The sequence below is a fragment of the Pseudonocardia sp. C8 genome, assembly GCF_014267175.1.
In the GTDB taxonomy this organism is placed as follows: Bacteria; Actinomycetota; Actinomycetes; order Mycobacteriales; family Pseudonocardiaceae; genus Pseudonocardia.
The window spans coordinates 5,107,317-5,128,438 of the sequence record NZ_JACMTR010000002.1 but is presented as its reverse complement, the minus strand read 5'-3'; the positions used below and the strand labels follow the sequence as shown (position 1 = coordinate 5,128,438).

Annotated in this window: 20 protein-coding genes; 13 read left to right on the top strand and 7 right to left on the bottom strand. The window is 72.9% G+C overall.

The window, feature by feature from the left end; all coding sequences use genetic code 11:
- Nucleotides 1-92: 92 nt before the first annotated feature.
- Nucleotides 93-986 carry a helix-turn-helix transcriptional regulator gene (locus H7X46_RS24405; protein WP_186361588.1) on the top strand — a complete coding sequence of 298 codons (894 nt, stop codon included), beginning with the start codon at nucleotides 93-95 and terminating at the stop codon, nucleotides 984-986.
- Nucleotides 987-1,043: 57 nt separating this feature from the next.
- Here H7X46_RS24405 and leuA read toward each other — a convergent pair whose 3' ends face one another.
- The gene (leuA, locus tag H7X46_RS24400; protein ID WP_186361587.1) at nucleotides 1,044-2,840 is read right to left on the bottom strand and encodes a 2-isopropylmalate synthase; all 1,797 of its coding nucleotides are present in this window, start codon (nucleotides 2,838-2,840) and stop codon (nucleotides 1,044-1,046) included.
- Nucleotides 2,841-3,123: 283 nt separating this feature from the next.
- On the opposite strand from leuA, the gene H7X46_RS24395 reads away from it, so the two are divergent.
- The 3 genes from H7X46_RS24395 (at nucleotide 3,124) to H7X46_RS24385 (ending at nucleotide 6,008) form a co-directional block, all read left to right on the top strand.
- Nucleotides 3,124-3,429: a hypothetical protein gene (locus H7X46_RS24395; RefSeq protein ID WP_222131414.1), complete on the top strand. Its 306-nt coding sequence runs from the start codon at nucleotides 3,124-3,126 to the stop codon at nucleotides 3,427-3,429.
- Nucleotides 3,430-3,653: 224 nt separating this feature from the next.
- Entirely contained in the window at nucleotides 3,654-4,919 is a 1,266-nt protein-coding gene (locus H7X46_RS24390) for an aspartate kinase (protein WP_186361586.1), read from the top strand.
- Between the two features lie 6 nt (nucleotides 4,920-4,925).
- On the top strand, nucleotides 4,926-6,008 hold the full coding sequence (locus H7X46_RS24385; RefSeq protein WP_186361585.1) for an aspartate-semialdehyde dehydrogenase: 1,083 nt from the start codon (nucleotides 4,926-4,928) through the stop codon (nucleotides 6,006-6,008).
- 32 nt (nucleotides 6,009-6,040) lie between these two features.
- Here the strand turns inward: H7X46_RS24385 and H7X46_RS30935 are convergent, their stop codons facing one another.
- Both H7X46_RS30935 and H7X46_RS24375 read right to left on the bottom strand, forming a co-directional pair.
- A complete protein-coding gene (locus H7X46_RS30935; protein ID WP_186361584.1) occupies nucleotides 6,041-7,063 on the bottom strand; it encodes an endonuclease/exonuclease/phosphatase family protein in 1,023 nt (340 codons plus the stop codon).
- 76 nt (nucleotides 7,064-7,139) lie between these two features.
- Nucleotides 7,140-8,369 (bottom strand): MFS transporter, encoded by a 1,230-nt coding sequence (locus H7X46_RS24375; RefSeq protein ID WP_186361583.1) that lies wholly within the window; start codon nucleotides 8,367-8,369, stop codon nucleotides 7,140-7,142.
- Nucleotides 8,370-8,460: 91 nt separating this feature from the next.
- Between H7X46_RS24375 and H7X46_RS24370 the strand changes: the two genes are divergently transcribed.
- The 3 genes from H7X46_RS24370 to arsC all read left to right on the top strand — a co-directional run bounded on the left by H7X46_RS24370 (nucleotide 8,461) and on the right by arsC (nucleotide 10,838).
- The gene (locus H7X46_RS24370) at nucleotides 8,461-8,928 is read left to right on the top strand and encodes a Fur family transcriptional regulator (protein WP_186361582.1); all 468 of its coding nucleotides are present in this window, start codon (nucleotides 8,461-8,463) and stop codon (nucleotides 8,926-8,928) included.
- Complete coding sequence (locus tag H7X46_RS24365; RefSeq protein ID WP_186361581.1) at nucleotides 8,925-10,418, top strand: catalase; 1,494 nt, start codon at nucleotides 8,925-8,927, stop codon at nucleotides 10,416-10,418. Before H7X46_RS24370 ends, H7X46_RS24365 begins: the two co-directional genes overlap by 4 nt.
- Before the next feature lie 75 nt (nucleotides 10,419-10,493).
- On the top strand, nucleotides 10,494-10,838 hold the full coding sequence (gene arsC / locus H7X46_RS24360; protein ID WP_186361580.1) for an arsenate reductase (glutaredoxin): 345 nt from the start codon (nucleotides 10,494-10,496) through the stop codon (nucleotides 10,836-10,838).
- A 16-nt stretch (nucleotides 10,839-10,854) separates the two neighbouring features.
- On the opposite strand, the gene H7X46_RS24355 is transcribed toward arsC, so the two are convergent.
- A complete protein-coding gene (locus tag H7X46_RS24355; protein WP_370588937.1) occupies nucleotides 10,855-12,696 on the bottom strand; it encodes a prolyl oligopeptidase family serine peptidase in 1,842 nt (613 codons plus the stop codon).
- 75 nt (nucleotides 12,697-12,771) lie between these two features.
- Between H7X46_RS24355 and H7X46_RS24350 the strand changes: the two genes are divergently transcribed.
- Nucleotides 12,772-13,182: a hypothetical protein gene (locus H7X46_RS24350; protein WP_186361578.1), complete on the top strand. Its 411-nt coding sequence runs from the start codon at nucleotides 12,772-12,774 to the stop codon at nucleotides 13,180-13,182.
- 3 nt (nucleotides 13,183-13,185) lie between these two features.
- Here the strand turns inward: H7X46_RS24350 and H7X46_RS24345 are convergent, their stop codons facing one another.
- From H7X46_RS24345 to H7X46_RS30115, 3 genes are all read right to left on the bottom strand, one after another.
- Nucleotides 13,186-13,782: a TetR/AcrR family transcriptional regulator gene (locus tag H7X46_RS24345; RefSeq protein WP_186361577.1), complete on the bottom strand. Its 597-nt coding sequence runs from the start codon at nucleotides 13,780-13,782 to the stop codon at nucleotides 13,186-13,188.
- A 113-nt stretch (nucleotides 13,783-13,895) separates the two neighbouring features.
- On the bottom strand, nucleotides 13,896-14,324 hold the full coding sequence (locus H7X46_RS24340; RefSeq protein WP_186361576.1) for a DUF1707 domain-containing protein: 429 nt from the start codon (nucleotides 14,322-14,324) through the stop codon (nucleotides 13,896-13,898).
- Nucleotides 14,325-14,464: 140 nt separating this feature from the next.
- Nucleotides 14,465-15,358, bottom strand: coding sequence for an excalibur calcium-binding domain-containing protein (locus H7X46_RS30115; RefSeq protein ID WP_186361575.1), 894 nt, complete (start codon nucleotides 15,356-15,358; stop codon nucleotides 14,465-14,467).
- A 227-nt stretch (nucleotides 15,359-15,585) separates the two neighbouring features.
- On the opposite strand from H7X46_RS30115, the gene H7X46_RS24330 reads away from it, so the two are divergent.
- From H7X46_RS24330 to H7X46_RS24310, 5 genes are all read left to right on the top strand, one after another.
- Nucleotides 15,586-16,281, top strand: coding sequence for a TetR/AcrR family transcriptional regulator (locus H7X46_RS24330; RefSeq protein ID WP_186361574.1), 696 nt, complete (start codon nucleotides 15,586-15,588; stop codon nucleotides 16,279-16,281).
- Nucleotides 16,282-16,409: 128 nt separating this feature from the next.
- The gene (locus H7X46_RS24325) at nucleotides 16,410-16,613 is read left to right on the top strand and encodes a hypothetical protein (protein WP_186361573.1); all 204 of its coding nucleotides are present in this window, start codon (nucleotides 16,410-16,412) and stop codon (nucleotides 16,611-16,613) included.
- A 113-nt stretch (nucleotides 16,614-16,726) separates the two neighbouring features.
- Nucleotides 16,727-17,662: a DNA-binding protein WhiA gene (gene whiA / locus H7X46_RS24320; protein ID WP_186361572.1), complete on the top strand. Its 936-nt coding sequence runs from the start codon at nucleotides 16,727-16,729 to the stop codon at nucleotides 17,660-17,662.
- A 76-nt stretch (nucleotides 17,663-17,738) separates the two neighbouring features.
- Nucleotides 17,739-18,980, top strand: a complete 1,242-nt coding sequence (locus tag H7X46_RS24315; RefSeq protein ID WP_186361571.1) for an acetyl-CoA carboxylase biotin carboxylase subunit family protein — start codon at nucleotides 17,739-17,741, stop codon at nucleotides 18,978-18,980.
- Nucleotides 18,981-19,035: 55 nt separating this feature from the next.
- On the top strand, nucleotides 19,036-21,084 hold the full coding sequence (locus H7X46_RS24310; RefSeq protein ID WP_186361570.1) for a hypothetical protein: 2,049 nt from the start codon (nucleotides 19,036-19,038) through the stop codon (nucleotides 21,082-21,084).
- The last annotated feature ends 38 nt before the right edge of the window (nucleotides 21,085-21,122 follow it).

Below are 21,122 nucleotides of genomic sequence, written 5' to 3'. Positions count from 1 at the left end.
TCCGGACACCTCAAGGATGCCGGACCGGGGGGTGCCCTGCAATTGCAGAATCGATGAAACTTGCATAACGAGCGAGATTGCGGGAGGGCGTGGTGGAGCAGGAGCCGGTCGGCGCGCGGCGGCGTCTCGGTGCGGAGCTGCGTCGCCTGCGCGGCAACGCGGGACTGAAGCTGGAGGACGCCGCACGTGGCCTCGGCTGCTCGACGTCCAAGATCAGCCGGTTGGAGAACGGCAAGGCGGTGCCCCGGATCGCCGAGGTCGACGCCCTGCTCGCGCTCTACGGTGGGGTCGCCGACGTCGAGGCCGACATGCTGCACCGGCTCGTGGCGCAGAGCCGCACCCGCGGCTGGTGGGAACCGTTCACCGAGGGGCTCCGCACCGACCGCTACGTGCTCCCCGCGCCCGGCCGTTACACCGCGGTCGAGACCGACGCGACCGGCATCGACGCGTTCGACCTGTCCGTGCTGCACGGGCTGCTGCAGACCCCCGAGTACGCCCGTGCGGTGCTCCGCGCGCGGCTGCCCGGACACGACGACTGGGAGATCGACCAGCTCGTGCACCTGCGCCGGCGCCGGCACGAGGCACTCACCGGCACGCCGCCGCTGCGGTTCCGGTCGGTGATCGACGAGTCGGTGCTGGCCAGGGGCAGCGGGGGGCCGGAGGTGATGGCCGAGCAGCTCGACCTGCTGCTGGAGCTGTCCCGGCTGCCGAACGTCATCCTGCTCGTGCTGCCGTTCTCGACCGGCGTGCACCGGGCGCACACCGGGCGGCTCGCCGTCCTGGAGATCCCCGACGAGCTCGGCTCCGACCTCGTGCACACCGAGGGTCACGCGGGGGAGACGTTCCTGGACTCGCCCGGGGACCTGGAGACCTACCGGGCCGTGCTCGCCGACGTCCGCGGGCTCGCCCTCGAGCCGGACGCCTCCCGGGCCGTCATCGCGGGCTACCGCGACCGCTACCGCTCGGCGTCCCGCCACGGCGCGTGAGCCCGGCACCGGGCGGTCCGGCCGCCACGCGGGCGGCCGGACCGCCCCGGCGCGCTGCTACCGCATCGCGCGGTTGATCGCGCTCACGACAGCCTTGAGCGAGGCGCTGGTGATCGAGCTGTCGATCCCGACGCCCCAGAACACCTTGTCCTCGACGGCGCACTCGACGTACGCGGCGGCGCGGGCGTCGTCCCCGCCGCCCATCGCGTGCTCGTGGTAGTCGAGCACCCGCACGTCGAACCCGATCCCGGCCAGCGCGTCGACGAACGCGGCGATCGGCCCGTTGCCCGAGCCGGTGATCTCGTGCAGGTCGGACTCCACCCGGACGGTCGCGACGATCTCGTCCCGGCCCTCGCCGTCGCTGGTGACGCGGTGGCGGACCAGCTTCAGCGGCGTCTCCCGGCCCAGGTACTCCAGGTCGAACGCGTCGCGCATCGCCTTCGGCTCGACCTCGCCGCCCTCGGAGTCGGTGAAGGCCTGGATGACGTGCGAGAACTCGATCTGCAGCCGGCGCGGCAGCTCCAGGTGGTGCTCGGTCTTCATGATGTAGGCGATGCCGCCCTTGCCGGACTGCGAGTTGACCCGGATGACGGCCTCGTAGGTGCGGCCGATGTCCTTCGGGTCGACTGGCAGGTACGGCACCTCCCACGGGTGGTCCGCGACCGGGCGCCCGGCGTCGGCGGCGTCGGCCTCCATCGCCGCGAAGCCCTTGTTGATCGCGTCCTGGTGCGAGCCGGAGAAGGCGGTGTAGACCAGGTCGCCGCCCCACGGGTGGCGCTCGGGCACCGGCAGCTGGTTGCAGTACTCGACGGTCCGTCGGATCTCGTCGATGTCCGAGAAGTCGATCTGCGGGTCGACGCCCTGGGTGAACAGGTTCATGCCCAGCGCGACCAGGTCGACGTTGCCGGTGCGCTCTCCGTTGCCGAACAGGCAGCCCTCGATCCGGTCCGCGCCGGCCTGGTAGCCCAGCTCGGCGGCCGCGATGCCGGTGCCGCGGTCATTGTGCGGGTGCAGCGACAGCACCAGCGCGTCCCGGCGGTCCAGGTGGCGGTGCATCCACTCGATCGAGTCGGCGTACACGTTCGGGGTCGCCATCTCCACCGTCGCCGGCAGGTTGACGATCATCGGGTGCTCGGGCGTCGGCTGCCAGATCGCGCTGACCGCGTTGCAGATCTCGACGGCGTACTCCAGCTCGGTGCCGGTGTAGGACTCCGGCGAGTACTGGAACGTCCAGTCGGTGTCCGGGTACTTCTCGGCGAACCGCGAGACGTCCTCGGCGCCGTCCGTGGCGATCTTGGTGATGCCCGGCCGGTCGGACCGGAACACGACCCGGCGCTGCAGGATCGACGTCGAGTTGTACAGGTGGACGATCGCCGAGTGCGCGCCCTCGCAGGCGGCGAAGGTGCGCTCGATCAGCTCCGGCCGGGCCTGGGTGAGGACCTGGATCTGGACGTCCTCCGGGATCGCGTCCTGCTCGATGATCTCCCGGACGAAGTCGAAGTCGGTCTGGCTCGCCGCCGGGAAGCCGACCTCGATCTGCTTGTAGCCCATGCGTACCAGCAGGTCGAACATCCGCCGCTTGCGCAGCGGGCTCATCGGGTCGATCAGGGCCTGGTTGCCGTCACGCAGGTCCACCGCGCACCACAGCGGGGCCTTGTCGATCACCGTGTCCGGCCAGGTGCGGTCCGGCAGCGACACCGGCTCGACCAGCTGTCCGAAGGGCTTGTACCGGTGGACCGGCATCTGCGAGCCGCGCTGGCGGTTCCACGCGGGCTGGGACGGGTGCGCCGGGCCCACGGGGGTGCGGACGTTGCTGCTGGCGCGGGACGAGTAGGCGTCGGGAGACGTGGTCACGGAAGGTGCTCCTGGGGGTGTCGGACGGTCGTCGACCGGCGGACACGCGAGACCCCGCGACGAGGGGCCGGTCGGTCAGACCCCGCCGCGGCGGCGAAGGAGCAGGCGCGCCATGCGTCCACGGTAGCGCCGACCCCCCGTGTTCCGGCAACCCGGTGCGGCGAACGGATCGAGACCGGGCCGCAACGAAGGGATCACAACTGCGGGCGTTCCGCCTCGTTGAACGGGCAGCGAGGGCGCCGGGGGTGCGACCATGGTGCCCGTCACTTCGGAGGGATGTGTGATGGCGGCAACCGTGGGGACCACCGTGCGGCGGGGCCTCGGCATCATCGCGACGATCGTGCGGATCGTCGGCCTGGTGATCGTCGGGATCCTCGTGGCACACATCGTGCTGACGCTCCTCGACGCGAACCCGCAGAACTTCCTGACCGAGTTCGTCGCCGGCTGGGCGGCCCGGTTCAACCTGGGGCTCGGTGACCTGTTCACCCCCGAGGAGCCGAAGCTGGCGGTGACGCTGAACTACGGCGTCGCGGCGGTCCTGTGGCTGGTCGTGACGACGGTGGTCGTCCGCCTGCTGCGGCGGGTGTAGCCCGCGGCCCGCGGGCCCGCGCGCGGCGCGCGATACGCGAGCGGCGGCCGGACGGCCCCGCCCGTGTGGCATCGGTCATCGAGGCCGGGCCAGGGCCTGAAATCGGGTGCCCGTCGGCGGTAGTGTGCCGTTCCGACCAGCGCTGCGGGCCGGTCGTCCACGCCTCCCGCGGCCATGAGAGCACCCGACGGCTCCGGTTCGCGGAGCCGGGACAGGAGGTCGGCGTGGCCCTCGTCGTGCAGAAGTACGGCGGATCGTCGGTCGAGAGCGCGGAGCGCATCAAGAAGGTCGCCGAGCGGATCGTCCGTACCCGCAAGGAGGGCCATGACGTCGTCGTCGTCGTGTCCGCCATGGGGGACACGACCGACGAGCTGACCGATCTCGCCGAGCAGATCTCCCCGAAGCCGCCGGCGCGTGAGATGGACATGCTCCTCACCGCGGGCGAGCGGATCTCGAACGCGCTCGTGGCGATGGCGATCCACGCCCTCGGGGCGGAGGCGCGGTCGTTCACCGGCTCGCAGGCCGGCATGATCACCACCTCGAAGCACGGCGACGCCCGGATCACCGAGGTGAACCCCTACCGGCTGCGGGAGGCGCTGGCCGAGGGCCACATCGTCCTCGTCGCCGGCTTCCAGGGGATGAGCGCCGACTCGAAGGACATCACCACGCTGGGCCGGGGCGGTTCGGACACCACCGCCGTCGCGCTCGCGGCCGCGCTGGAGGCCGACGTCTGCGAGATCTACTCCGACGTCGACGGCGTCTACTCCGCCGACCCGCGGATCGTCCCGAAGGCGAGCCTGCTGGAGACGGTGACCTACGAGGAGATGCTCGAGCTCGCCGCGTCCGGCGCGAAGGTGCTGCACCTGCGCGCCGTGGAGTACGCCCGCCGCTACGGCGTCCCGCTGCGGGTGCGCAGTTCCTACAACGACAAGCCGGGCACGCTGGTCTCCGGCTCGATCGAGGAGATCCCGTTGGAGAATCCGATCATCACCGGCGTCGCGCACGACCGGTCCGAGGGCAAGATCACGGTGACCGGCGTGCCGGACACCCCCGGCATGGCGGCGAAGATCTTCCGCACGGTCGCCGACGCGGAGATCAACATCGACATGGTCCTGCAGAACATCTCCAACGTCGCCGACAAGAAGACCGACATCACGTTCTCGCTGCCCCGGTCCAACGGGGACGCGGCCGTCGCGGCACTGGAGCGGGTCAAGGACGAGATCGGCTTCTCCGAGCTGATCTACGACAACGACATCGGCAAGGTGTCGCTGGTCGGCGCCGGCATGCGGAACCACCCCGGCGTCACCGCGAAGTTCTGCGAGGCGCTCTCGGACGCCGGCATCAACATCGAGACCATGAACACCTCCGAGATCCGGATCTCGGTGATCTGCCGCTCCGACCAGCTGGACACCGCGGTGCAGGCCCTGCACGAGGCGTTCGAGCTGGGCGCCGAGGACGACGCGGTGGTCGCCGCGGGAACGGGCCGGTGAGCTGACATGGCCATGGACAAGCCCGTACTGGCGCTCGTCGGCGCCACCGGTGCCGTCGGCACGACCATGATCGAGATCATCGACGGCCGCGAGTCGGTGCCGTGGGGCGAGATCCGCCTGATCGCCTCGGCGCGCAGCGCCGGCAAGGTGCTGCGGGTCCGCGGCGAGGACATCACCGTCCTCGAGCTCACCCCCGAGGTCTTCGACGGCGTCGACATCGCGATGTTCGACGTCCCGGACGAGATCAGCGCCGAGTGGGCGCCGATCGCGGCCGCCCGCGGTGCCGTCGCCGTCGACAACTCCGGGGCCTTCCGGATGGACCCGGACGTCCCGCTGGTCGTGCCCGAGGTCAACGCCGAGAAGGTCACCGATCGGCCCAAGGGCATCATCGCCAACCCGAACTGCACGACGCTGTCGATGATGGCGGCGATGGGCGCGCTGCACCGCGAGTTCGGGCTCGAGGCGCTGGTCGTGTCCTCGTACCAGGCCGCGTCCGGTGCGGGCCAGCCGGGCATCGACCAGCTCTACGCGGAGATCGAGGCGCTGGCCGGCAAGCAGGTCGGCAACGTCTCCGGTGACGTCGCCGCGACGCTCACCGAGGCCGGCGTCAAGGTCGGGTCCGCGGCGGGCTCGCCGTTCCCGGCGCCGCTGGCGCTGAACGTCGTGCCGTGGGCCGGCTCCCTCAAGGACGACGGCTGGTCGTCGGAGGAGCTGAAGGTCCGCAACGAGTCCCGCAAGATCCTCGGCATCCCGGACCTGAAGGTGTCCGCGACGTGCGTCCGGGTCCCGGTGGTCACCACGCACGCGCTGGCGGTCCACGCCACCTTCGGGCGGGACGTGTCGGTCGAGGCGGCCCGCAAGGTGCTGTCCGAGCAGCCGACGATCGTCGTGAAGGACGACCCGGCCGCCGGTGAGTGGCCGACCCCGGCCGACGCCGTCGGCGGGGACCCGACCGTGGTGGGCCGGATCCGGCAGTCGCTGGACTTCCCGAACACCCTGGAGCTGTTCGTCTGCGGCGACAACCTGCGCAAGGGTGCCGCGCTGAACACCTACGAGGTCGCCGAGACAGTGGCCCTCCGGGCCCCGTGAGTGGTTAGCGGGGTCCTGACCCCGCTAACCACTCACGGGACGCGAAGCGTCGCGACGATCGCCCGGTGGTCGGTCCCCGGCACGGCCCGCGTCCCGAACGACTCCGCGGTGATCCCGCCGGTCGAGAGCACGTGGTCGATCTGGGGGCCGAGCCACTGCGGCGCCCAGGTCGGCCAGGTCCCCTGCAGCCCGTTGCCGGTCTGCGCGGCCGCGTCGCCGCACCCGGCGACCGCCTCGCGGAACACCGAGTGGTCGAAGCTGGCGTTGAAGTCCCCGGCGATCACCGCGGGGCCCTCCCCGGCGCACCACTCCCGCACCGTGGCCAGGTCGGAGCGCCACTGGCCGACCGAGCGCGGCACCGGCGCCACCGAGTGGAACGCGACGAACCGCAGCTCGCCCAGGCGGCCGCCGGTGGCCTCGATGTAGGGGAACTGGACGTCGTCGCCGATCCGGGTCTGCACGTCGCCGAGCCGCTCGGCCCAGGCGACGGTGTTGCCGCGGACGTCGGGCTTCCACGGCCCGACGCTGGCGGCCGTCCGGTAGCCCAGCGGTTCGAGCAGCGGGGCGAGCTCGGACTCGTAGCGAGCCCCGGACTCGGGGATCGACACGACGTCCGGCTGCTCGGCGGCGATCAGCGCGGCCACCGAGTCGGCGTCCGCCTCGCCCTCGTAGACGTTGAGGGCGAGCACCTTCAGCGGCGTGCCCCCCGGCGGCGGGGTGGCCTCGGCCGTGGTCCGGGGCAGCACCAGGGACGCCCCGACCAGGGCGACCAGCGCGAGCAGGACGGGCACCGGCCAGAACCGCCGGACGAACGCCGTGACCAGCAGGCCGAGGACGACGAAGACAGCCAGCACGGCGACCGCGAGCGGGCGGAACGCGATGATCTGCGCGAACGGCGAGTGGGCGTCCAGCCCGGCCAGGTCGGGCAGGGTCACCCCGGCCGCACCGGCGGCGAGCAGCAGCGCGACCGCCCACCGGACCGGGCCGAACCGGCGACGGGCACGGCCGCCGCGGATCGGGGTGGTCTCGGCGTCGGGGCGGGGCGGGGCGCTCACCCGGTCCAGTCTGCCGGAGCGCGGGGCCCCGGCGGGGCGGCGGGACACGCGCTGCGCCGATCGCCTGTGGAGGCTCTCAGGCACCGGGTTGCGTTCCGGTGCGTTCCGGTCCCCGTGACCGCATCAGCACCGCCGCGACCCCGGCGACCACCGTGGCCACGGCTGCGCACACGACGATCGCCAGGGCCGGGGAGGCGGCGTCGACGAGCGCACCGGACAGCGGGCCGGCGAGCGCGATCCCGAGCGTCGTCGCCGAGCCCTGCAGGCCGGTGACCAGCCCGCGGACCCGGTCCGGGGCGAGCTCGCCGATCGCGTCGCTGCCGGCGGCCAGCGTCGGGGCGATGGCGAGCCCCGCGGGCACGAGCAGGAGCAGCAGGCTCCACCAGGACCCGGCGAGCGCGGCCGGCAGCGTCGCGAGCCCCAGCACCGCGAGCAGCAGCGGCAGCGGGACGGCCCGCCGGGCGGCGCCGTAGAGGAACCCGCCGACCAGCGACGCCAGGCACCACACCGCGTTGACCAGCGCGATCGCCCACGCCTGGCCCGCCTCGGTGAGCGCGGCGACGAACGCGAACTCGGTGCCCATGATCGCGACGACGGCGGCCGTCACGGTCAGCAGCGCGCCCACCAGCGGGCGGGACAGCCAGGTGCGCACCGGCGGCCGGGCCGGCGCGGGCCCGGACGCGGCGCCGCCCGCCCGGACCGGCGGGTTCAGCCACCACAGCGCCAGCCCGGCCAGCACGAACCCCGACCCGATCACCCGCATCGACACCGCGGATCCCAGCCACACGGTCAGCAGCGCGCCGGCTGCCGGGCCGGTCATGTAGGAGATCTCCACCGACATCGAGTCGAGCGCGTACGCCGGCCGCCGCTGCCCGGCCGGCACGACCGCCGCGATGACCTGCCGGACCAGGGTGAACACCGGCAGCGACAGCACCCCGGCGGCGAACGCGGCGCCGAGCAGCCCGGCGTAGCCGAGCAGCGGCGCGACCGTCCAGAACAGCACCCCGGCCGCCGTCGTCAGCACCACGACCGGCCGCAGCCCGTAGCGGTCGATCACCGAGCCGAGCAGCGGGGCGCCGATCGCCATCCCGGTCGGGACGGCCGCCGCGACCAGCCCGGCCGCGCCGAAGCCGTACCCGAGGGTCAGGACCGTGTGCAGCGTCAGGGTGACGCCGACGGCCGTCGCCGGGATCCGGGCGGCCATCCCGATACCGGTGACCGCCCCGATCCCGGGGCGGCGCAGGACGTCGGCGAAGGCCCCGATCCCGGTGCGGGCCGGTGCGGTCGTGCGGACGGCGTCGGACACCCGTCCATCCTGCGACGCCGCGTCCACCGGATTCCGGCCGGCCCGGGGAGAATCTGGTTTGGTTCCAGAAAAGCCGGGAAGTCCACCGGTGATGGAACACCGGAGCAGCGCGGCGGCGGGCCGGCTGCGGGGCGTCGGCCTGCGGGTCACCGCCCCGCGGGTCGCCGTCCTGGAGGTCCTCGCGGAGCACCCGCACGCCACGGCCGACACCGTGACGGGGCTGGTCCGCGCGCGTCTCGGCCGGGTGTCGACGCAGGCGGTCTACGACGTCCTCGCCGCCTGCGCCGACACCGGGCTGGTCCGGCGGATCGTGCCGGCCGGCTCGCCGGCGCGGTTCGAGACCCGCACCGGGGACAACCATCACCACCTGGTCTGCCGGGAGTGCGGCCGGACCGTCGACGTCGACTGCGTCGTCGGCGCCCGGCCCTGCCTGACCCCGCACGACGTCGCCGGCTTCGCGGTCGAGGAGGCCGAGGTCGTGTTCTGGGGCCGCTGCGCCGGCTGCCGGACCGGGGATGACCCGAACGCACCCACCCACCACGAGGAGGCACGGCAGTGACCAACTCGCAGCCGTACACCACCACCGACTCCGGCAACCCCGTCTCCAGCGACGAGCACTCGCTCACCGTCGGCCCGGACGGCCCCATCCTGCTCAACGACAACTACCTGATCGAGCAGATGGCGCAGTTCAACCGGGAGCGCATCACCGAGCGGCAGCCGCACGCGAAGGGCGGCGGCGCGTTCGGCACGTTCCGGGTCACCGGCGACGTCAGCGCCTACACCCGGGCCGCGGTGTTCCAGCCCGGGACCGAGACCGAGATGGTCGCGCGCTTCTCCACCGTCGCGGGCGAGCGCGGCAGCCCGGACACCTGGCGCGACCCCCGTGGCTTCGCGCTGAAGTTCTACACGTCCGAGGGCAACCTCGACATCGTCGGCAACAACACCCCGGTGTTCTTCATCCGGGACCCGATGAAGTTCCAGCACTTCATCCGCTCGCAGAAGCGGCTGGCACGCAACAACCTGCGCGACGCCGACATGCAGTGGGACTTCTGGACGCTCTCGCCCGAGTCGGCCCACCAGGTGACCTGGCTGATGGGCGACCGCGGCATCCCGAAGACGTGGCGGAACATGAACGGCTACTCCAGCCACACGTACTCCTGGGTGAACGCGTCCGGCGAGCAGTTCTGGGTGAAGTACCACTTCAAGACCGACCAGGGCATCGAGTGCCTCACCCAGTCCGAGGCCGACCAGCTCGCCGGCGAGGACGGCGACGCCCACCAGCGCGACCTGTACGAGGCGATCGAGCGCGGCGACTACCCGAGCTGGACGCTCAAGGTGCAGATCATGCCGTTCGAGGACGCGAAGACCTACCGGTACAACCCGTTCGACCTCACCAAGGTCTGGCCGCACGCCGACTACCCGCTGATCGAGGTCGGCCGGATGACGCTGGACCGCAACGTCACCGACTTCCACACCGAGATGGAGCAGGCGGCGTTCCAGCCGAACAACATCGTGCCCGGCACCGGGCTCTCGCCGGACAAGATGCTGCTGGCCCGGGGTTTCTCCTACGCCGACGCGCACCGCGCCCGGCTCGGCGTGAACTACCAGCAGATCCCGGTCAACCGGCCACGGGTGCCCGTGCACAGCTACTCGAAGGACGGCGTCATGCGGGTCGAGAACGTCACCGACCCGGTGTACGCACCCAACTCGACGGGCGGCCCGGCGGCCGACCCGGCCCGCGCCGTCTACTCGAACATGTACGCCGTCGACGGGGAGATGGTGCGCCAGGCCTACACGCTGCGTGCCGACGACGACGACTACGGCCAGCCCAACACCTTGATCAACGAGGTGATGGACGAGGGTCAGCGGGAGCGGCTGGTCCACAACGTCGCGGGCGCGGCAGCCGGCGTGCGGTCCGACGAGATCCGCGAGCGCGTCTACCAGTACTGGAAGAACATCGACAAGGCGATCGGCGACCGGATCGAGGCGGCGATCAAGGAACTGCGGGGCGAGGGCGAGTCGGTGAAGGGCGGCGGCCGGTTCGACTAGGCCGTCGTGAGTGGTGACGAGGGCTCTGTGAATCCCCGGGCCCTCGTCACCACTCACGAGTCCTACGCTCCTCCCGTGGAGATCTGGCACAACCCGCGCTGCTCCAAGAGCCGCGCCACCCTCGCCCTGTTGCAGGAGCACGGCGTCGAGCCGACGGTGCGGCGCTACCTGGACGACCCGCCGACGCGGGCCGAGCTCGAGGACGCCCTCGCCGCGCTCGGCACCGACGACCCGCTGGCGATCACCCGGACCGGCGAGGCCGCGTTCCGGGAGCAGGGCCTGCAGGGCGCCGACCGGGACACCCTGCTCGACGCGCTGGCGGCCGAGCCGAAGCTGCTGGAGCGCCCGCTGGTGCGCTCCGGCGACCGCGCCGTCCTGGGCCGGCCGCCGGAGAACGTCCTGCCGCTGCTGGAGGGCTAACTGCTGGCCACCGGCGTCAGCGGGCCAGTGCCCGGCGGACGAAGTCGACCTCGGTGGCGATCAGGTCCAGCTGGTCGGAGACGACGAGCGAGCCGTGCCCGGCGTCGAACCGGCTGACCTCGTAGGCCACGTCGCCGCGGGCGGCGAGCGCGTCCAGGTAGTTGTCGATCTGCCGGATCGGGCAGCGCGGGTCGTTCTCCCCGGCCAGGATCAGCACCGGCGTCCGGACGGCGTCCACGTAGGTCAGCGGGGACGCCTCCCGGTAGAGGTCGGGCAGCTCGTCCGGGGAGCCTCCGAACAGGGCCCGGTCGAACGCGCGGAGCTGCTCCATCTCGTCGGCGTAGGCGGCCACGTAGTCGGCGACCGGCACCCCCGCGACGGCGGCCGCCCACCGCTCCGGCTGGGTGCCCGCGGCGAGCAGGGCCAGGTACCCGCCCCAGGACCAGCCGTCGACGGCGCAACGGGCCGGGTCGACCGCGCCCTCGGCCACCAGCGCGTCCTGGACGGCGGCGACGTCGGCCAGCTCGGTGAGGCCCGGGCGTCCCTCGATGGCGTCCCGCCAGGCCGAGCCGTACCCGGTCGACCCCCGGTAGTTGACCTCCACGACGGTGAATCCGGCGTCCACCCACGTGGCACGGGAGGCGTCGAACCGGTCCTCGTCGGCGGCGTGCGGGCCGCCGTGCAGCACGAACACCGCCGGGGCGGGCCGCCCGTCCACCGCGGGCGCGACCGTGACCAGCGCGTGCACCCGGCCGCCCGGGCCGTCGGTCCAGACGTCGCGGACCGGCAGCGACCCCGGTGCCCGCTCGCCGGGCGGGGTGACCAGGACGTCGTCGGTGCCGTCCGGGCGCAGGGCCCGGATCCGGGACGGTTCCGCGGCCGAGGAGGCCGAGTACTCGACGGTGCCGTCGTCGCGGACCTCGGCCGACCCGACACAGCCCTCGGCGGTCGGGAGCTCGGTGAGCGCGCCGTCGGACAGCGTGTAGCGGAACAGCCGGGTCCGGGCCGCGTAGGTGTGCGCGACGAGCACCGCGGACGCGTCCGGGTAGAAGCCGCCGACCAGCTCCCCGGGCAGGTCGATCTCGAGCTCGGTGACGGAGCCGGTGGTCGGGTCCCAGATCAGGAGCTCGTCGCGGCCGCGGCGCTCGTGCCCGACGAGCAGCCGCTGGTCGCCGGCGACCGGCGCGAACTCCAGCGGGACGAGGCCCTTGCCGGGCCCGTCGTGCAGCTCGGCGACGGTGGTGCCGCCGTCGAGGTCGAGGACCCGCAGCGAGGGGTGCCGGGAGTCGCCGTGCTCGGAGTGCGAGATCGCGAGCAGCGTCTCGTCCTCGGACAGGGCACCGACCGCGGCGTCCTCGGTGTGCTGGTAGACGACGCGGGCCGGTGCGTCCGACCCGCGCTCGTGCACCAGCAGCGTCGTGCCGTCGTCGGTGGACACGCCGACCGCGCTGCGCCGCCGCCCGATCTCCAGGCCGGCCGGGTAGCCGTCCCCGGCGCCCGGGACGGCGGGCATGGTCTCCGCGCCCGGACCCGCCGACCACGGCTGGGCGACCCAGTGCCCGAACTCGTCGCCGTCGGTGTCGGAGAACCACCACACCTGCTCGCCGTCCGGCGGCAGCACGGCCGACGTGGTGCCGTTGCGGCGGGCGGTGACCTGCCGGTGGTCCCCGGAGTCCCGGTCCCACACGTGGATCTCGAACGTGCCGGTCGCGTTGGAGACGTACACCGTCCGCCGGGGTGCGTCGCGGGCCCAGGACGGCCGGGACATCCGGACCGCGGTGAACCGGGACCGCCAGCGCTGCTCGCGCTCGTCGTCGAAGAGCCGCTCGGGCACGGGTGCGGTGGGATGCGAGGTCACGCTGCGATCGTGCCGAATGCCACGATCGGCTGTTCCCGTTGGGGGTCGCAAGTCCCCTTGCGGCAGCATGGAGGCATGGGGAAGGGGGTCGGCCTGCTGCTCGCCGCGGCGCTCGTCGCGACCCCGGCGGCGGCCGGCTGCGGCGCGGTCGCGGGGGCGGGACCGTCCGGGCCGGCCGGGCCCACCGTGACCGCGACGACCGACGCGAACGGCCTCACCCCGGTGCGGTTCGACTTCCGCTCCACCGACCCGGTCGAGGCGGTGCCCACCGTGATCGTCCCGCGCGGGACGACGGTGGTGCTCACCGTCGGCAGCGACATCGCCCGCCGCGTGCTCGTCCTGGAGCAGGGCCGCACGGTGGACGTGACCGCGGGCGGCACGGTGACGATCCGCTTCCTCGCGCTGGGGACCCTGTCGGTGCGGGTCGCCGAGCCGGGGGCGGACCGCGGCGGGACCGTCATCGGGATCGTCCAGCCCCGCCGCTGACCCTCACACGAACGCGTCGGCGCGCTCGGCGATCGCGCGCAGGCCCTCGGCGACGTCCACGCCGCTCGGGGCGGTGTCCGGGTCGAGCATCCACTGGACCATGACGCCGGTGAGCACAGCCTGGTAGACGGACCCGAGCACGTGCAGCCGCCGGTCGGCCGCCACCGGGTCGTCGTCGGGCAGGGTGTGGAAGGTGAGGGCGAGTCCCTCCCGGACCTCCCGCTGCGCCTCGGCGAGCCGCGCCCGCAGCTCGGGCAGCCGCTCGGCCTGGGCGAGGGCCTCGACGTGGGTCGCCCACAGCCGCCGCTGGGTGGTGAACAGGCTGATGACCCGGCTCCAGGTGTCCTCCACCCGCCGCTCCGGGTCGGACGTCGCGACGCCGTCGGGCTCGCCCAGCGCGCGGTCCAGCTCCTCGCCCCACGCCGCGGTGGCCTGCAGCAGGGCCTCGGTGAGCAGCGCGTCCTTGGACCCGAAGTGGTAGCCGATCGAGGCGAGGTTCGTGCCGGAGGCGGCGACGACGTCCCGTGCGGTCGTGCGCCCGAAGCCCTTCTCGTAGAGGCACTGCGCTGCCCCGGCCAGCAGCTCCTCGCGGTGTCCCATGATCGGAACCTATCCGGTCGGAACGGACGCCCGTACACCGGCCGTTCCTCGCCCGGCCGGGGTCACCCGGTGGGGGCACGGCCGTGACGTGGGCCGACGGCCCGTACGGCGGGTTACCGGTCGCGCCGCCGGGGGCGGCCGACCCCGGCCAGCCACAGCGCCAGCAGCACCGCCCCGGGCGGTGCGGCGACCACCAGGAACCACCACGGGGAGGCCTCGGTCAGCAGGGCGATGACGCCCCATCCGGCCGCGGTCGCGGCGGTCACGCAGAGCCAGATGATCGACAGCACCCGCATCGCGACGCCGCCGGACGAGGCCGCGAACAGCAGCCCGTCGGGGCGCGGCGTCCGCGGTGCCGGCAGGTCGCGGGTCACCCGGGCGAGGTCGCCGCGAGTGCGCATCCGCCAGACCTCGGTGACCCGCTCGTCGAACTCGGCCAGGTCGAGGTAGCCCTCGTCGTGCGCGGCGCGCAGCCGGTCGGCGACCGCCTTCCGGTCGGCGTCGGAGATCCGGACCTCGTCGGGGTGCGCCGGCTCGTTCACCACACCGACTATGCCCGGCCCGGACCCGGTCCGGCCAGGAACTCCACCACTCGGCCACGCCTGCGGCACCGGCGGTCGATCCGTCGCGGCTTCGCGGGCGTTGTTCCGTGCTCCGTCGCACGGCGACCGCCGGACGGCGGTCACTCGCAGGCCACACCGTCCCCGTCCCGATCCAGCTTGCTGCTGTAGCCCGGATCCCCACGGTGCAACGGCGCCGCGCCCGCATCACGTGCGGCACCGCAGTTCGGGTAGTACGCCGAGCCGCCATCGGACGGCGCCGAGACGAGCGGCTGCGGCGCGGGTGCCTGCTGTGCGGGTGGCCGCGGTGCGGGTGGCACGTACGGACGGTCGAGGTCCACGTCCGCAGTGGGCTCGACGGTCGACGGTGCCGGCTCGGCCACCGGAGCCGGCTCCCGTGGGACGGCGACCGGTGCCGGCGGGACGGCGGCCGGCGGCGGGAGTGTCACCGGTGCCGGCGGAGGAGGTGGTGCCGCAGCCTCACCGAGGACGATGGGGTCGGTGGGCGAAGCGAGTGCCGCCGCACCGGGCAGCTGCGTCGTCACGGTCCCTGCCGCCACGCCCGCGACCGATCCGGTCGACGGGCCGGCCATGACGTTGGTGAAGCCGGCGGCGCGAAGGACGTCGCGGGCCTGCTGGCCGCTCATCCCCACCACGTTCGGCACGGACGACAGCGTCGGCGCGGGCGCGGCGGCCGGCTGGACGCTCGGCGGTGGCATGTTCGCGGCGCCGACGATCACGAGGACCGACATCAGCAGGCAGATCGCCGTCCCGGTCCAGCCCAGCACCGCCCCCGCGGTCGACCGGCCGGCCGTGGGTGCCCGACCGGTCCGGAACCGCGCACGGCCGGCGTGCGACAGCGCGGCGGCCGGCACGGTCACCAGCAGACCGACGAGCGGCAGGAAGCCGACGGCCAGACCGGCGATGCCCAGCCAGAACCCGACGGTCGCCGGGACGTTTCCGCGACGGTCGCGCGGAGGTTCGGGAACGGTGGCCCAGGGCCGCGTCGCGGTCATGCTGTCCTCACGAGTTCGTCCTCCCGGCGCTGCAGCGCACCGGCGAACGGCGTATTCGCGAACCGTGTTCGACCCGTTACCCCACGTCATCAGGGTTGATGAGGGGGAGCACGCCCCGCCCCCGGTCGTCGCCCGCGCGCGGTGACGTGATCAACTGTCGGCCACGCCCGTCATCTTTGCGATACTGTCTGTTCAGTGCCGAGGCACGATGGAGGGTCAGCGCGACCGTGTCCGACGTCGACCATCCCGGCAAGCGACCCGCTCCGACCGACGGCCGCTCCACCCGCTGGGACGCCCACCGCGCCCGCCGCCGGGAACAGCTGGTCGACGCGGCGCTGGCCGTCCTGGGGAGCGACGGCCGGGACTGGGGCCTCGACCAGGTCGCGCTCACGGCCGGGGTGACCAAGCCGGTGATCTACCGGTACTTCGGGGACCGGTCTGCGCTGCTCGACGCGATGGCCGAACGGGCGACGAACCGGCTGATGGAACGGCTCATGCCCGTGCTGTACGCCGACGTGGGCCTCCGGCAGCGCGTCCGTGCCTCGGTGGACGCGTTCATGTGCTTCCTCGACGACTCGCCGAACGTCCACCTGCTGTTCCGGCACCGGCTGCCCGGCCAGGGCGACGAGGTCGTGGACGCCGGCCGGGACTTCATCGCCGGTGCGTTGGCGAGCGTGCTCGACGACCACCTCGGGTCGTTCGGCATCCACGAGCCCGAGCTCGTCCAGGTGTGGGCGCAGTCGCTGGTCGGGGCCGTCCAGACGACGGCCGAGTGGTGGCTGGTGCACCGCGACCTGGACCGCGACGTCGTCACCGAGCACCTGGTCAGACTGATCTGGGCGCAGGTCGACGGCCTGTCGCGGCAGCTCGGCGTCGTCCTCGATCCGGACGCTCCGCTACCGCCGGGTGTCGAGCCGAAATAGGCGTTACTCGACGTATACGGTACCCTCCGTGACCGACCGGCACGATGCGCCACGTCACGGCGCAATTCGGTCACTGCGCGTACACGCGGCGTGCTCCTCCGGGGCGCGCCGTGTCCGGAGGGGGACCAATGACGGAGGCGACGAGCGGGCAGGAGGCCGAGCGGCCGAAACGCGACGCACCGGACGACATGGCACCGGGCGGTCCACGGGCGAAGGCCCAGGGCTGCCTGTGTTCGGTCCTGGCGAACGCCGCGTACCGCTCCGGGGCGGTCGAGGATCCCTCGATCGACCCGCGGTGTCCCATGCATGCCGGCCCGGACGGGCCGGCCTGATCCCACGACCACGACGGGGCCTTCCCACGGCCCACGTCCGGCCGGCGGGATGGGGTCACCTCGGGGGATGCGTGGCCCCATCCCGCACTCGTGCGCACCTGCAGGAGAGGTTCGTGTTCGATCCCGAGCGCATCACCACGGAGCTGCACCGCGAGCTCGGCGCCGTCCGCGAGGAGCGGCCCGCCGTCCGGCACGCCGGTGTCGTGACCCAGCTGCGGCTCGCCGGCGACGTCGCCGCGACCGGCGGCCGGACGGTCGTGCGGGCCGAGTTCGCCGTGCCGGAGACCGCGGTCCGGCTCCGCCGCGAGATGGGCGATCTGTACGGCCGCATGCCGGTCCGGGCCGAGGTCGTCGCCGTGAACGGCCGCCCGCTGCGCTACCTGCTCCGCATGACGGCCAACGGCACCGACCTGGCACGGGCGACCGGGCTCGTCGACCGGCTCGGCCGGCCCGTGCTCGGCCTGCCCCCGGCGGTGGTGGGGGGTGGCGCGGCGGTCGCCGCCGGGGTCTGGCGCGGTGCGCTGCTGGCCCGCGGCCGGATCGTCCGCCCGTCCGGGCGGGTTCGGATCCAGGTGCCCTGTCCGGGGCCCGCGGTCGTCCTCGCGCTCGTCGGAGCCGCCCGCGGGCTCGGGGTGCTGGCGGCCGCCCAGGAGACGGCGACCGAGCACCGGGTGCTCGTCCGGGACCCGGACAGCATGGACACGCTGCTGCGCGCGACCGGTGCCTCGGGCGTCGCCGACGCGCTGCGCCGCTGCGGGGGCACGGCGGCACCGCGGGCGGCGCCGAGCGCCACCCTGGAGTCGGTCAACTCCCGGCGGGCCGCCGAGGCGGCCGACCGGACGACCGCCCGGGTCCGGTGGGCGCTCGACGTGCTGGGCCCGGAGGCGCCCGAGCACCTGCGTGCCGCCGGGATGCTGCGGGTCGAGCACACGACGCTCTCGCTGTCCCGGCTGGGGCTGCTCGCGGACCCACCGCTGTCCAAGGACGCGGTCGCCGGGCGGCTGCGGCGGCTCGTCGCCTACGCCGAGGAGCACGCCGGGCAGGCCTGACGGGCACCATTCGAGGTAGGGTCGGCGCGGAGCCCGAATTCGAATGTGAATGCACCGTCGTGGGAGGAATTACTGTATGCCTCGACCGGAACCGGTCCGGAAGGATCCCGAAAAGGGGTTCGTCGCGCTGCTCGGCTGGAGCCTGCCCGCTGTCGAGGCACTCGACCGCTTCGATCGGCGGTACGTCGTCGTCGCGCCGGACTGGGCCGAGAAATACTGTTCCGAACACGGCATCCCGTACGTCCCGTGGAACTTCGAGCGGCTCAACGACCGCTCGATGGAGATCGCCGAGACGCTGCAGGAGATGGGTGTCGACGTCGCGATCCCGCTGTTCGAGGAGACCGTCGAGTGGGCCGGCGCCATCAACTCCGTCCTGATGGACAACCCGCGGCTCTTCGGCCAGGCCATGCTTCTGCGGGACAAGGCGCTGATGAAGCGCCGGGCCCAGCTCGGCGGTATCCGGGTGGGGATCTTCGAGGAGGCCCACGACCGGGACGACGTCATCCGGTTCCTCAAGCGCGTCAACCAGACCCTGCTCAAGCTCGACGGTGACCCGAACGACCCGATCCATCTCAAGGCGTTCGACAAGGCCGGGTGCCTCGGGCACCGCATCATCCGGACGCCGGACGAGGTCGACACGATCCCGGACGAGGAGTTCCCGGTCCTGATGGAGTCCCACCTCGACGGGTGGGAATTCGCCGTCGAGGCCTGGATCCACAAGGGGAAGATCAAGTTCCTCAACATCTCCGAGTACGTCACGCTCGGGTACTCGGTGTTCGTGCCGGCGACCCCGGAACTCGAGCGGTACCGGCCGCAGATCACCGCCCAGATCGAGAAGCTGATCAAGGCGTTCGACATCGACTTCGGTTTCGTGCACCCGGAGTACTTCGTCACCTCCGACGGCGAGATGTACTTCGGCGAGGTCGCCTACCGGCCGCCGGGCTTCAAGGTCTTCGAGCTGCTCGAGCGGGCGTACGGCTTCAACGCCTACCAGGCCCTCGTGCTGGCCTTCGACCCGAAGACCACCGAGGAGGAGATCGACGCGTTCTTCCCGACCGAGGTCGAGGACGCGACCGGGGTCGCCGGCTGTTTCGGCGTGTACCCGCGCCGTCGGGTCGTGAGCAAGCTGGAGATCCCGGAGCAGACCGAGGACGACGACTACTACGAGTCGCACGACCTCTCGGCCCCGCTCGAGGAGACGGTCACGAAGCGGACCGCGTTCGGCACCCACTGGGGCCTGCTGTACTTCTTCGGCGACGACCCGTACCGCATGCGCGACCTGCTCAAGCAGCAGGAAGAACTCGACTTCTACGTCTGAGGTGCCCGCCGGCGGGAACCACGGGACGTCCGGAGACCCGAACGAGGGAAGCTTTGTGAAACCGACCGCCGACGCCGCGAGTTGCGCCTCGGTGCTGGACAAGCGCCTGGCCTCGCTCGACGACGCCACCCGGGACCTGGACCGGACCGCCGACTTCGGCAAGACGACGAAGCTGCGGCGGGTCCTCGAGCAGCTGCGGCGGGTCCTGCTGCAGCCGGGCGGCGCCTCCGCGGTCCAGGCCCGGGCCCGGACGCTGGAGGAGGCCGGCCTGTTCCTCGGGACGGACTGGGCCTCCCCGGACATCCTCGTCCCGGCGTTCGTCGGGCCCGGCCTGCACAGCGGTGACCCGGACACCGTCGTGATGGAGGCGACGAGCGAGCTGCGGATGCTCGCCGTCGCGCTCGGGGAGTACGAGCACCCGGCGATCTCGGCCGAGGACGCGCGCCAGTTCCTGTCCCAGGTGCTGGCGATGAACCTGGAGCTGCTGTTCGCCCCGCCCACCGAGGCGGAGCGGACCCGGCAGGGCCGGACCGCCCAGCTGATCCGGGACCTGTTCCGACACATCGCCGACGAGGTGGGATACGACGTCGTCGGGGACAAGCTCGTCGAGGAGATCTGGCGGATCCTGCGCCAGCGCCCCATCCAGGTGGACCAGGTCACATCGTTGATCACCCGGCTGTCGGTGTGGCGCGGCGACCCGGACGTCGAGCTGTCGTCCGGCCACGGCCTGGACCGGCTGATCACGGCCCTGTTCGGGACCACCGAGGCCTGCCGCGACGACCCCGGGCTCGACGTGTTCCGGACCCGGCTGGAGGCGATGGACACCGGCGGCCTGCAGTACGAGGCCTCCGGGTTCGCCCGGGCGATGCACGACACCGGGCTGGTCTCGCCGTACCACGCGGAGCTGCTGCAGTTCCTCCGGCACGAGAGCGACTACCTGGTCGCCGAGGCGCTCGGCCTCTCCGACACCGGCAAGAACTGCCTGCTCCGCTACCGGGACCTCGTGCACCGGCTGATCGAGAAGGCGGTGACCCCGCAGACCGCCCAGTGCATCTACGGGCTCGCCCTGCTGCTCGACCGGGGCATCCTCTACGAACCGCCGGTCGTCCCGTCGCTGTGGCGCCAGATCGCGCTCGACCTGTCACCCGCGGCCCGGGAACGGCTGGTGGCGGCGTTCGGTGACGAGCCGGGGCCGGAGGTCCGGCTGCTGGCCGGCGTGCTCGCGATGCTCGGCCAGCCCCTGGGGATCGGGCAGGGCGACAACCCCACCTGCCAGGCGGCCCGCGCGCTGTCGATGTGGGCCTACAACGACCCGGACTACCTGCTGCAGATGGTCGTCTGGGCGGCCCGGGACGACGAGATCATCATGCACTTCGAGGGGCAGCGGATCTCCTCGCAGGAGACCTCGGCGGGGGTCGCGCAGACGCTGCCGATCGACCTCGACCCGGTGTCGCTCGTCGTCGTGCCGCACCTGGACCGGATCTACGTCGAGATGGGACGCCGGTGCGCCGGCCGGCCCGGGGACCCGCACCGGTGGGTGAACCCGGAGTTCCACGGCTGGTGGGCGGCCCGCGGGTTCCACATCGACGTCGACGTCGAGACCGGGAACCTGGTCGACCTCGACGACTTCCTGCGGCAGTTCCACGCCGGCTACCACCCGTCGTACAACGGGGGGCAGCCCCTGATCCACCCGCAGCCGGCCGGCATCGCGGTCACCGACAGCGCCGCCCGCTACGTCGGCTGGCACGCGATCACGATCCTGCGGGTCGCCCCGGACCCGCAGGACGTGATGCGGGTGTACTTCTACAACCCCAACAACGACAGCGGGCAGGACTGGGGCGACGGTGTCGTCGTCTCGACGGCGGGCCACGGGGAGCGCTTCGGCGAGGCGTCCCTGCCGTTCGACCAGTTCGCGTCGCGGCTCTACATCTTCCACGTCGACCCGCTCGAGCGGGGACATCCGGACCGGGTGCCGGACGAGGACATCGCGCGGATCGTCGGCTACATCGAGCGGAGCTGGGGGGCCGACCGGCTGCCCGCCGGCGGGCTCCAGGCGTCCCGCGAGCCTTCCACCCCGGACACCGGGAGCGGCCCCGTCCGGTGAGTTCCGCGCTCGCGGACGGTCGACCACAGCGACGACCC